The organism is Tamlana crocina, assembly GCA_040429635.1.
GTDB classification, from domain to species: Bacteria; Bacteroidota; Bacteroidia; order Flavobacteriales; family Flavobacteriaceae; genus Flavisericum; species Flavisericum crocinum.
Genome location: CP158972.1, coordinates 1,278,817 through 1,291,503, shown reverse-complemented (window position 1 = coordinate 1,291,503; position 12,687 = coordinate 1,278,817). Strand labels below are relative to the sequence as shown.

Below are 12,687 nucleotides of genomic sequence, written 5' to 3'. Positions count from 1 at the left end.
TGATGAAACTTTATAACTATTTAATTGTAGGATCAGGTCTTTTTGGATCCGTATTTGCTCATGAAGCCACAAAAAAAGGAAGAAAGTGTTTGGTAATAGATAAACGAAGTCATATAGGCGGAAATGTATATTGCGAAAACAAAAATGGGATTAATGTACACAAATATGGAGCTCATATTTTTCACACAAACGATAAAGCTATTTGGGATTATGTAAACCAGTTTGCTGAATTTAACAACTACATCAACTCTCCCGTATCCATCTCGAAAGAGAAACTATTCAATCTTCCTTTTAACATGAACACCTTTTATCAGCTTTGGGGAGTAAAAACACCTCATGAAGCCAAAAACATCATAGAAGGACAAATAAAAGAGTATGGAGTAAAGCACCCTAAGAATCTTGAAGAGCAAGCGCTTTCTCTTGTTGGCAAAGACATTTACGAAACACTCATTAAAGAATATACAGAAAAACAATGGGGTAAAAAAGCAACAGAATTACCCGCTTTTATAATTAAAAGACTCCCTGTACGCTATACATTTAATAACAACTATTTTAATGACAAGTACCAAGGAATCCCAATTGGTGGCTATAATAAAATTATTGAGGGCTTACTAAATAACATTGAGACTAAAACCAACTGCGATTTTTTCAACAACAAAGAACAGTTTGAACAAATGGCAGACAAGGTTATTTTTACAGGTAAAATAGATGAATATTTTAACTATGAATTTGGTCAGTTAGAATACCGGTCATTACGTTTTGAAGATGAAATTTTGAATACAACAAACTATCAAGGCAATGCTGTGGTTAATTATAACGACGCTAATATTCCTTTTACTAGAATTATAGAGCACAAACATTTTGAGTTCAACAACCAAGAACATACTATAATAACAAAAGAATATCCTGAAGATTGGACTCCTAATAAAGAAGCTTACTACCCAATTAACAATCCTATGAATCAAAATATCTACAATAAGTATAAAGAAAAATCTAAGGCTTATAAAAATGTTATTTTTGGTGGTCGTTTAGCAGAATACAAATATTATGATATGCACCAAATAATTGCCTCAGCCCTTGTTAAAGCAAAAACGGAATTAGAACAATAAAAACTTATGGTTAAAATATTTACAGTTTCACATGGTCCCCAGCCTTATCTAACTAACAAACTATATCAAACTATATATGTAAATTCTAAAGCACACTCAAATATTGGCTCTTCCATTACTGATGCTACTGGAAATAATATCTCTAACAAAAATGAAAATTTTTGTGAACTTACTGCTAGTTACTGGATAACCCAAAATTGTACAGACCAAGAATATGTTGGACTTTGCCATTACAGACGTTATTTTAACCTATTTTATAATAAACTTAGTATATCCCCTTCAACTCAAAAACGCATCACTGCGCAAAATTTTAAAAAAACTAAACTTTATACCGTACCCTCTGAGACACAACAAGAACATATTGTAAACATATTAAAAAATTACGATGTTATATTACCCAGGCATTCTGTTAGCAAACACAATAAGCGCCCTATATCATTATCTGAAAATTATAAAATATTTCATAGGGAAAGAGACTTTAATATAACCAAATCTGTTATTGCTGAAAAATACCCCTCATACAAAACCAGTATTGTTGAATATTTAGATAATGGCAACTCTTTTCATGCCGCCAATATGCTCATTGCTCCAAAAAAAATTTGGGACGATTACCACAACTGGTTATTTAGCATTCTTTTTGAAGTAGAAAAGCGTATCGAAATTCCTATAGATGATTATCAAAAACGTGTATTTGGTTTTATTTCTGAACGCTTGTTAGGCCTATACTTTTACAACAACAAACTAAATATTAAAGAAATACCTCTTTACAAAATAGAATAACCTAATGAAAATTTTTATTGCCACACATAAAGACAAACCCTATGTTTCTAATGCTATTTTAAAACCCATTCAAGTAGGAAGAAACTTAAACAACTTCACGATAGATGAAGGTTATTACATGGACAACACTGGGGTTGACAATATTTCTCATAAAAACATAAACTTTAATGAACTTAGTGCTTTATATTGGATATGGAAAAACATGAAAAATGAAAATATAGTTGGGCTTATGCATTATAGAAGATATTTTCTTTTTTTTACTAACCCACTAAGCAGAAAACCAAGAACAATAAAAAGAGTTAAAAGTGACAATAAGCTCATAATAAAAACTCATGATAAAGAAAATAAAATAAAAAAAAACGTATCTAAATGGTTAAATAAATACGATATAATTCTTCCATATCCAAGAACATACATGGTCAATGAACTGCCTGCCACTATTGCTGAAGATTATTGTTTTCACCACCGGGCTTCAGACTGGAATACTGCAATGGAAATAATAAAAGAAAAGTATCCGGAATACGAACCAAGTATAAAAACCTATTTGTATGAAAGCTATGAATGTTTTTATATGGCAAATATGTTTATAGCTACTTACACTTGGTTAAATGAATATTGCTCATGGTTATTTAATATTTTATTCGAATTAGAATCAAGGATAACCATAAGTAAATCTCCTTACCAAAGAAGAGTATTTGGCTTCATATCTGAACGTCTTTTGTCTCTGTATGTACATCACAACAAATTCAAAGTAAAACATCTTCCCTTAATCCTTGTAAATGATTTTTTTGAAGACAACCCAGAAGTACTTGCACCAAAAGAATGTATTGAATAATAAAAGCTGTACTATGCAATCCGAAATAAAAAACGCTCTTGAAGTTTTAAAAAACGGAGGCCTCATCCTTTACCCAACCGATACCGTTTGGGGCATTGGCTGCGATGCCAGCAACCCGGAGGCTGTAAAAAAAGTGTACAATCTAAAACAGCGAGAGGACAGCAAAGCTCTAATTTGTTTGGTGGCCGACGATAGGATGTTGAAAAAATACGTAAAACAAGTTCCGGCAGCAGCACAAAACATCATTGATGTAACCGACAAACCCACCACCATCATTTACGATGAAGCCCAAAATTTAGCCGAAAATTTAATCGCCGACGATGGCAGCATCGCCATTCGCATCCCCGATGATGACTTCTGTTTTTGGCTATCCAGAAAATTTAATGGTGCCATTGTTTCCACTTCAGCCAACATCAGTGGGCAACCCACGCCCAAATCATTCAAAGAAATAGCACCCGAGGTTTTAAAAGGTGTGGACTATGTTGTAAATTTGCAGCGCGAAAAAATTTGCGACAAACCATCCTCAATTATCAAGTTGAGTAATAATGGTGTTGTAAAGATTATTCGAGAGTAAAAATCGCCACGAATACACGAATATCTTTCCATTATGTTTCACTATTAAGAAAAACATTTAAAATATTCGTGCATTCGTAGCATAACGCTTTAAAAATAGAAACACCGCAATTGAATGTCTAGAATTGTATATAAAGAAGAAAGCTATGAAATTGTTGGTGTACTATTTGAAGTTTACAACAACTTGGGAAGTGGTTTTTCTGAAATTGTGTACAAAGATGCTATTGAACATGAATTTAAATTAAGAAATATTCCGTTTCAAAGAGAAAAAGAATACCACGTAAACTATAAAAACATTGTTTTAAAACACAAGTTTTATGCAGATTTCGTAGTGTTCGATAAAATAATTTTAGAAATAAAATCTGTAGAAAGTTTGCACGACAAACATATTTCACAATGCATTAACTACTTAAAAGTATCACAGAACAAACTTGCAATTTTGGTGAATTTTCACAAAGATTTCTTAGACCATAAACGTATCGTATTATAAAAACATTCGTGTATTAGTGGCAAATAAAATGAATTACAAAGAAGCATTAACTCACAACATTTTTAAAGTTATATCTAAATCTGCTTCAGAGTTAAATCTGGAAAGCTACGTAATAGGCGGTTATGTTCGTGATTATTTTTTAAAGCGTGGCAAGGCGAAAGATATTGATGTTGTTGCGGTTGGCGACGGCATTAAACTTGCCAAACAAGTCGCCAAAAATTTACCCAACACGCCCAAAGTTCAGGTGTTTAAAACCTACGGCACGGCCATGCTCCGCCATGATGATATTGAAATTGAATTTGTGGGCGCACGAAAGGAATCCTATACCGAAGACAGTCGCAACCCTGCCGTTGAAAATGGCACGCTACAAGACGACCAAAACCGACGCGATTTCACTATAAATGCGTTGGCTCTAAGTTTAAATGAAAATACGTTTGGGGATTTACTAGATCCGTTTGAAGGAATGGCCGATTTAGATAAAAAAATAATCCGCACGCCATTAAACCCAGACATCACTTACAGTGACGACCCATTGCGCATGCTCCGAGCTATTCGATTTGCAACACAACTCAATTTTAAAATTGAAAATGAATCGCTTAAGGCTATCACAAAAAATGCTGAGCGCATAAAAATCATCACCAACGAACGTATTGTTACTGAACTGAACAAAATTCTGGAAAGCAAAACACCATCCATCGGGTTTTTATTGTTGGAAAAAACAGGTCTGTTAAAATACATTTTACCGGAACTCACCGCTTTAAAAGGCATTGATGAAATTGAAGGCCAACGCCATAAAGACAACTTTTACCACACCTTGGAGGTGGTGGATAACATCTCTGAAAACACCGATAATTTATGGCTACGTTGGGCTGCTTTGTTACACGATATTGGGAAAGCACCCACAAAAAAATTCAGTAAAAAAGTGGGTTGGACCTTCCATGGTCACGAATTTGAAGGTTCAAAAATGGTGTACCGATTGTTCAAACGGTTAAAAATGCCTTTGAATGACAAAATGAAGTTCGTTCAAAAAATGGTACTGATGAGCTCACGTCCCATTGTTTTGGCACAGGATATTGTTACCGATTCGGCCGTTCGCCGTTTGGTTTTTGATGCCGGCGATTATGTGGAAGATTTAATGATACTTTGCGAAGCCGACATCACCACCAAAAATCCGAAACGCTTCAAAAAATACCATAACAACTTCAAAATTGTTCGTGAAAAAATTGTGGAGGTAGAAGAGCGCGACCATGTTAGGAACTTCCAACCGCCCATTTCGGGCGAAGAAATCATGGAAACCTTCAATTTGCAGCCTTCTAAGGAAATCGGCATCATCAAAGAAGCAATAAAGGAAGCTATTTTAGAGGGCGATATTCCCAATGAATATGAAGCGGCCTATGAATTGATGTTAGAAAAAGGTAAGAAATTAGGGCTTAAAATGGCTAGTAAAAAATAAATTCGTGCGTTCATGGCAAATTCAAAAAAAGACAACAAAAAGGTTATATATTGGCTATTAACAGGCTGTCTGTTGATTTTTATAATGGTTTTTGTCGGTGGTATTACCCGTTTAACCGATTCTGGGCTATCCATTTCCAATTACAAATTGATAACTGGCACCATCCCGCCACTTAATGAGGCCGAATGGCAAGAAGCCTTTAACCTTTACAAACAATATCCAGAATACCAAAAACTAAACTACCACTTTGAGCTCGACGATTTCAAGGAAATTTATTTCTGGGAGTGGCTGCACAGAGTTATTGGTCGGTTAATTGGCATGGTGTTTTTCATTCCGTTTTTGTATTTCTTAATAACTAAACAACTTACCAAAAGCACCATTAAAAAAAGTTTCATTTTAATGGCCTTAGGAGCGTTTCAAGGCTTTTTAGGGTGGTACATGGTTAAAAGCGGTTTGGTAGACCAGCCCGATGTTAGCCACTTTAGGCTCGCAGCTCACTTAGTTACTGCCTTTTTAACTTTTGCTGCGACACTGTGGGTGGCTCTAGATTTAATTTACCCAGACAGAAAACCTATTGCGTTTCCTAAATTTAGAAAGTGGATTATTTTTAGTTTTTTCATTCTAATCTTACAAATTATTTACGGGGCTTTTGTGGCCGGTTTAAAAGCTGGATTGCTACACAACCATTGGCCTTTAATGAACGAGCAGAAGTTTATTCACCATACGGTTTATGTACTACAACCGTTTTATAAGAATTTATTTGAAAACCCAAGCGGTATTCAATTTGTTCATAGAACTTTGGCATATTTAGTTGTTGCGGCATTAATATGGCTCTGGATAAAATCGAAAAAACTACCACTCTCAAGTATTCAGCAAAAAAGTGTTCTCAGCTTAGTAGTTATCGTGTTTGTTCAGTTTATTTTGGGGGTTTTCACTATTTTATTGAGCGTGCCTCTATGGTTGGGTTTAGCTCATCAAATTGGTGCATTTTTATTGTTGAGCGCCATGACATTTACCCTACACCGTTTTTCGAAATAACATAAATAACCTACCTTTGCAGTTCAACTTTTTTATCCCATGATTTACAGATTTAGAGTTATTTTAGACAACGACACCACAGATGAGGATGTTTTTCGCGATTTGGAGATTCGTGAAACCGACACCTTAGAAGACTTGCACAACATTATTACGCAATCGTTTGGATTTGATGGTACTGAAATGGCTTCGTTTTACATAAGCAATGATCAATGGGATCAAGGTGAAGAAATTTCACTATTCGATTTGAGCGACAATAATTCGGCGCGTTTAATGAACGAAACAGCTTTGGAAAGCGTGGTACACGAAGCCCAGACCAAGTTGATTTACGTGTACGATTTTTTAAGCATGTGGACTTTTTACGTTGAATTGGCCGAGATTGTTGAAGAGGCTGAAGGCCAAGATTACCCCAACCTCATGTTTGTACAAGGGCAAGTGCCAGACACCGCTCCAGACCGTGTTTTTGAAGCCGATGAAGGTGATGATTTCAATGAATTTGAAGATGGCCTAGACCTCGACGATTACGACAACCTCGACTTTGAAGAAAACTGGAATTAATCCTTTTAGGCACCCCAACTGTTTCTGCCAATTCAAAAGATAACAATTGGGCGAACGGAGTCGAGCAGCCTTTAAGACGAATCCTATTCAACCTTACTTCTGCTTCAACTTATCCAAACTTACGTTTTCGTAATTATGGGTTAAAAACTCCAAAGAACGCTTAAGGATTTCCCCCATATTTTTGCACCTCTTGAACTTCACATCTTGAGTGTATTCAAAAATCTTCATTTTTAAAAGATGGATGTGTTCATCGGTAGAAATCACATCATTTTGCATGCAATCCAACAACATATCAATACGGTCGTGAAAACTTTTCAAACGTTTTACCAAAATGGAACGCTCTTCGGTTTTGTACTGGTTAATGGATAGTTTTTGCATACCTTCGGAAACCAATTCCACCATTTTCAAATTCTCTTTAAAAAACTGCGGACGGTAAATATTGAATTTCCCCTCGTAGGACTGCTGATCGAAATCGATGGCACGAATTTTATACACCACATGATCAAAATCGTGGGTGGGCACAATAACGTAATTGTACGAACGCATGTCGCCCAAAAGCCGAATCATACAGCGTTCGTTAAATTTTACAAACTCTTTGGCAATTTGCGATTTTTCAGATTTATCGCATTTTGGCAGAAAGTTTTTGATAAACTCATCGCCCGGAATACCAGCAATGTGCTCCTCAATTAAAGTATCTTTGTAAACCAAAAAGTTCAAATTATACGGCGAAAGCATGTGCTCCAATTCCAAACCATAAACCCGCGAAGCATCAGCCGTTTTTACGTAAAAGTATGTATAGTTGTCATTTAAAATATTCCGAACTTTAATCCGAAAAGGCTTAGAGTTTCCGAAGGTGCAATAGTCAATAGCATCAACGCTTAAAAAAGGCAATACGCTTTCATTTCCGTCGGAATGCAAAATGGTGTACACTTTTTTTAATGATAGCTCGATTTCCTCCCGTTCAAAATCGTTGTAATACACCCTGATCCAAAGCGTATCGTTATCATCTTTATCGTACACCACAATAGAGCCTTGAAACCGTAATAAATCATCATAAAAAATAGGGATTTTCATGTCGCGATTATACTCCGAAAGGTAATCGTGCAGTTTGGGTGTTATGGGAAACGAAGGTTTTTTCTTCGATATTTTTAAATCTTGCATATTGTAATGGTATTCAAAAAGGTTGCCGCAATGTGCTTTCAAACTTCAAAATAATAAAACTTTACGACATTATGTTGATGTGCTGTAAAAAGCTAGAAGAAATTGCTGTAACAAAAACAGCGAAGCATCGTCGAACATAAAAGTCCATAAAAACAATACAGCTTGGAACCGATACTTACCATTAACAATCTCACCAAAAAATTCGGCTATTTAACCGCCGTAAAAGACTTATCGTTTACGATTAACAAAGGCAATGTTTACGGTATTTTAGGGCCGAACGGCAGCGGAAAATCCACCACATTGGGTATCGTTTTAAATGTAGTAAACAAAACACACGGTAGTTTCCATTGGTTTAACGGCAATACCACCACGCACGATGCCTTGAAGAAAGTGGGAGCCATTATTGAACGCCCCAACTTTTACCCGTACATGACCGCTTTACAAAATCTAAAATTGGTCTGCAAAATAAAAGGTGTGCCATACCATAAAATAGACGAAAAACTAGAAATTGTTGGGCTTTCGGAACGCAAGGATAGTAAATTCAGCACATATTCTTTGGGAATGAAACAACGCTTGGCCATTGCTTCTGCTCTGCTTAACGACCCTGAAATTTTAATTCTTGACGAACCCACTAATGGATTGGATCCACAGGGCATACACCAAATACGCGAAATCATTAAACAAATTGCCGCCAATGGCACCACTATTTTACTGGCCTCGCATTTATTGGACGAAGTTGAAAAAGTATGTTCACACGTAGTGGTACTGCGTAAAGGCGAAAAACTGTACTCGGGTCGTGTGGACGAAATGATTTCAAGTCACGGTTTTTTCGAACTAAAATGCAACCATCAAAACGAACTGATTCAGCTTTTGGAAAACCATCCCACATTTGGAAAAATAAAAATCAACAACGACTTAGTCACCGCCTTTTTAAACGAACCCCTAGAGGCCGAAAATTTCAATAAGTTCCTTTTTGAAAATAATATTGTACTCACCCATTTGGTAAAACGCAAGGAAAGCTTGGAAGAGCAATTTTTACAATTGACCAATAACCACCAAAACGCCTAATAATGCTTCGACTTTTAAACTTAGAGCTGCAAAAACTGCTCTTAAACCGCACCAGCAAAGTGCTTATTTTTATTTCGTTTGTATTACCATTTTTCATCATTTTATTATCATCGTTAAAAATTAACGTTTTTGGCTTTTTCACCCTCGAACTTGGCGAATTAGGCGTATTCAACTTCCCGATTATTTGGCACCTAACCACGTTCTTTTCGGCGCAGTTTAAATTTTTCTTCGCCATTGTTGTGGTGAGCATGATCGGTAACGAATACAGCAACAAAACCTTAAAACAGAATTTAATTGATGGATTGAGCAAAAAGGAATTCATCCTTTCAAAATTCTATACCATTATTTTCTTTTCGTTGATTTCAACCTTACTCACTGCTCTTATCTCACTTTGCATCGGGCTATATTATTCCAGCTACACCGAAATGAGTATTATTTTAATGGAAACTGAGTTTTTATTGGCCTATTTTATAAAACTTATCGGTTTTTTTAGTCTATGCCTGTTTTTGGGGATGCTTGTAAAACGCTCGGCATTTGCATTGGCATTTTTATTCATATTATTTATTTTGGAATGGATAGCTTACGGGCTCCTTGTTTGGCAATGGAATACCAAAATAGCCGAACAAGTGCAAAACCTATTTCCCCTAAAATCAATGTACAAATTGATAGACCAGCCGTTTCAACGTATCGCCATGACTAAATTTCCCGACAAAGCCGAATTAGCTTACGATTACGCCGTGCATTGGCACGAAATGGCCTTGGTTTTGGGTTGGACTGCCCTATTCATCTTTTTATCGTATAGATTATTAAAAAAGCGCGATTTGTAATATCTTTGATAGCATTGCTATTGCAAAAAGATGAAAAAAATCGCCCTCATTCTAATATACTTTGGCTTAGCCATTACCTGTGCTTTTGGTCAGGAGGAAGCTTCCAACTGGTATTTTGGCGAAAACGCGGGAATACGATTTAATCCAGACGGCACTGTTTCTCCACTCTCTAGCGGCAAACTTAACACTATAGAGGGCTGCGCAACAATATCAGATACCAACGGAAACCTGTTATTTTACACTGACGGTATTTCTGTTTGGAACAAAAACCACGACCGTATGCCTAACGGATTTGGTTTATACGGGGACCCCTCAAGTACCCAATCGGCAATAATTGTACCTCAACCAGAAGCCCCAAACATGTATTACATTTTCACAGTCGATACACAAATACATCAGAACGATCCAGATTTTGGCTTTAATTATTCAATTGTCGATATGAGTTTGGAAAACGGTTTGGGCGATGTAACCATTAAAAACCACAACTTGCTCCCCACAACATCAGAAAAAGTTACTGCCGTTGTAAAGGACTGCCAAACACAATCTATTTGGGTGATCACACTCGCACAAGGAGAGTCCGGTTTTTTCGACACCTTTTATGCTTATGAAGTAAACACTTCAGGTCTAAACACCGTACCCGTAACCAGTTCCTTTTCAAATAACATCACCAACCGAAGGGGTTACCTAAAATTATCGCCCAACGGTTCAAAACTGGTCTGTGCCAATACTACTTCGGGTTTGTTTATTTATGATTTTGATAAAACTACTGGTAATATTAGTAACGAACAGGAAATTACAATTACTTTTTCTCTAAACGGCCAAAAACCGCAAGTAGCCTATGGGGTGGAGTTTTCGCAAAACAACCAACTGCTTTACGTGTCATCCTTTTACCAAACCAATGAACAAGAAGGCAGTGCTCCCTCGGCACAATACGGCGCTTTACTGCAATACAACATAACGGCCACCAACATTAGTAACACCGAATATGTTATAGACAACAGACAAATGTACAGAGGTGCACTGCAATTGGGTCCAGACGGAAAAATTTATCAGTCGATGAACCTTAGCTACGACCAAGGGCAACCCTTTCTTTCTACTATAAACACCCCTAACATTTCTGGTCTGGGCTGCAACTATGCCTATAACAGTTTGCAATTGGGATCGAACGGCAGGCAAGGTTTGCCCCCCTTTATAACGTCTTTTTTCTCTGAGAAAATAGATATTATAGGCAACAACTCAAGCTCTTCTGAACTATTTTTATGCGAAAATGACACTTACACGCTAACATCGCCTGATATTCAAGGCGCCACGTACAACTGGTTTAAAAACGGAATTCCTATTACAAATACCACTTATTTTCTTGATGTCGATGAAGAAGGCTTGTACAAAGTATTTATCGACCCAAATACTGGAGACTGTAGCCAAACTTTAGAAGGCTTGGCAAAAGTCACTTATTTTGCATCGCCCGTAACCAACAATCATACCCTGACACAATGTGCTCCTAGTCCAAATCTTTCGGGAACAACAACCTTTAATTTAACCGAAGCCTACGAAGCTATTTTACCGACCTACAATCAAGATTATAGCATTTCATTCCATAAAACCGAAAATGATGCACAGAATGGTGTTAATGCCATTACTAATCCTGAATCTTATGAAAACACAGTGCCCAACGAAATATTATACACCCGTACTGTACATAACTTCAGTGGGTGTTTTGATACAGCCACGCTAAAATTGCAAATAGCAACCACCGAAGTTCCTGTTTACCGCGCCCCTCAAAAATGCGATGAAGTAGGGTCTCCCGACGGCATTAACCTATTTAATCTCGAAGATTACAAGTCCGATATCGCAGCCCAACTAAACACCACGCTTAACGACGTTTCTATTACATTTTACGAAACCCAAGAAGACGCACTCATTGAAGCCAATAGTCTTTCTCAATACCGAAATAAAACACCTTACACCCAAAGCCTTTATTACAGGGTTGAAACATTAAACAATAATGCCTGCTTTGGAATTAACGAAATAATACTCAGTATTGCAGAATTACCTCAAATAGAGAAAAACGAAAACGTACTTTATTGTCTGAATCACTTCCCTGCACCCATAAAAATCAATGTCGGTTTTTTGGTAGGTTCGCGCAACAATTATTCCTATCTATGGAGCACAGGGGAAACCGCCTATGAAATTGATATTAACGAAATTGGCACCTATACTGTTGAAATTACAAATCAAGCAGGCTGCTCAGATCAACGTACAGTTGTTGTTGAGCCCTCTAACATCGCCACTATAGAAAACGTAGAAGTTACCGATGCATCTACAAACAACACCATAAACATAATGGTTTCAGGCGAAGGTATTTACGAATATGCATTATTGGATATCAACAACCAAATTATTAGGCCCTACCAAACAACTACGTTATTCGACAACCTCTTTCCCGGTTTGTACAGCATTCAAATTAGGGACACAAAAAATGACTGTGGTACAATTACCGAACCCGTTTCGGTAATTGGGTTTCCAAAATATTTCACCCCAAATAATGATGGCGTTAACGATACTTGGCAAGTGTACGGCGTATCCGAAATTTTTCAGCCAAATACTAAAATACAAATTTACAACCGCTATGGTAAACTTATAAAAGAATTAGACCCCTTAGGTGAGGGCTGGAATGGATCAATAAGAGGAGAGCCATTACCTAACGACGATTATTGGTTTGTGGTAAAACTACAAGACGGCCGTGTATTTAAAAATCATTTTACACTCAAACACTAAATTTTAAACAACCACGCAAA

Annotated in this window: 12 protein-coding genes; 11 read left to right on the top strand and 1 reads right to left on the bottom strand. The window is 36.7% G+C overall.

Going from position 1 to position 12,687, the window contains the following annotated elements; genetic code table 11:
* The first annotated feature begins 2 nt into the window (after window positions 1-2).
* The 8 genes from glf (at window position 3) to ABI125_05760 (ending at window position 6,833) form a co-directional block, all read left to right on the top strand.
* Window positions 3-1,109: a UDP-galactopyranose mutase gene (glf, locus tag ABI125_05795; protein XCF07368.1), complete on the top strand. Its 1,107-nt coding sequence runs from the start codon at window positions 3-5 to the stop codon at window positions 1,107-1,109.
* Window positions 1,110-1,115: 6 nt separating this feature from the next.
* Window positions 1,116-1,889, top strand: a complete 774-nt coding sequence (locus tag ABI125_05790; GenBank protein ID XCF07367.1) for a DUF4422 domain-containing protein — start codon at window positions 1,116-1,118, stop codon at window positions 1,887-1,889.
* Between the two features lie 4 nt (window positions 1,890-1,893).
* Window positions 1,894-2,724 (top strand): DUF4422 domain-containing protein, encoded by an 831-nt coding sequence (locus ABI125_05785; protein ID XCF07366.1) that lies wholly within the window; start codon window positions 1,894-1,896, stop codon window positions 2,722-2,724.
* A 13-nt stretch (window positions 2,725-2,737) separates the two neighbouring features.
* A complete protein-coding gene (locus ABI125_05780; GenBank protein XCF07365.1) occupies window positions 2,738-3,298 on the top strand; it encodes an L-threonylcarbamoyladenylate synthase in 561 nt (186 codons plus the stop codon).
* 114 nt (window positions 3,299-3,412) lie between these two features.
* Window positions 3,413-3,787 carry a GxxExxY protein gene (locus tag ABI125_05775; protein XCF07364.1) on the top strand — a complete coding sequence of 125 codons (375 nt, stop codon included), beginning with the start codon at window positions 3,413-3,415 and terminating at the stop codon, window positions 3,785-3,787.
* A 28-nt stretch (window positions 3,788-3,815) separates the two neighbouring features.
* Window positions 3,816-5,240: an HD domain-containing protein gene (locus ABI125_05770; protein XCF07363.1), complete on the top strand. Its 1,425-nt coding sequence runs from the start codon at window positions 3,816-3,818 to the stop codon at window positions 5,238-5,240.
* Between the two features lie 12 nt (window positions 5,241-5,252).
* Window positions 5,253-6,278 (top strand): COX15/CtaA family protein, encoded by a 1,026-nt coding sequence (locus tag ABI125_05765; GenBank protein ID XCF07362.1) that lies wholly within the window; start codon window positions 5,253-5,255, stop codon window positions 6,276-6,278.
* A 39-nt stretch (window positions 6,279-6,317) separates the two neighbouring features.
* Window positions 6,318-6,833, top strand: coding sequence for a hypothetical protein (locus tag ABI125_05760; GenBank protein ID XCF07361.1), 516 nt, complete (start codon window positions 6,318-6,320; stop codon window positions 6,831-6,833).
* A 93-nt stretch (window positions 6,834-6,926) separates the two neighbouring features.
* Here ABI125_05760 and ABI125_05755 read toward each other — a convergent pair whose 3' ends face one another.
* The gene (locus ABI125_05755) at window positions 6,927-7,994 is read right to left on the bottom strand and encodes a hypothetical protein (protein XCF07360.1); all 1,068 of its coding nucleotides are present in this window, start codon (window positions 7,992-7,994) and stop codon (window positions 6,927-6,929) included.
* Window positions 7,995-8,156: 162 nt separating this feature from the next.
* On the opposite strand from ABI125_05755, the gene ABI125_05750 reads away from it, so the two are divergent.
* The 3 genes from ABI125_05750 to ABI125_05740 are packed head-to-tail and all read left to right on the top strand — an operon-like array spanning window position 8,157 to window position 12,667.
* A complete protein-coding gene (locus ABI125_05750) occupies window positions 8,157-9,062 on the top strand; it encodes an ABC transporter ATP-binding protein (GenBank protein ID XCF07359.1) in 906 nt (301 codons plus the stop codon).
* 2 nt (window positions 9,063-9,064) lie between these two features.
* Window positions 9,065-9,889 (top strand): ABC transporter permease subunit, encoded by an 825-nt coding sequence (locus ABI125_05745; protein ID XCF07358.1) that lies wholly within the window; start codon window positions 9,065-9,067, stop codon window positions 9,887-9,889.
* A gap of 30 nt (window positions 9,890-9,919) precedes the next feature.
* Window positions 9,920-12,667: a T9SS type B sorting domain-containing protein gene (locus ABI125_05740; protein ID XCF07357.1), complete on the top strand. Its 2,748-nt coding sequence runs from the start codon at window positions 9,920-9,922 to the stop codon at window positions 12,665-12,667.
* Window positions 12,668-12,687: the final 20 nt, after the last annotated feature.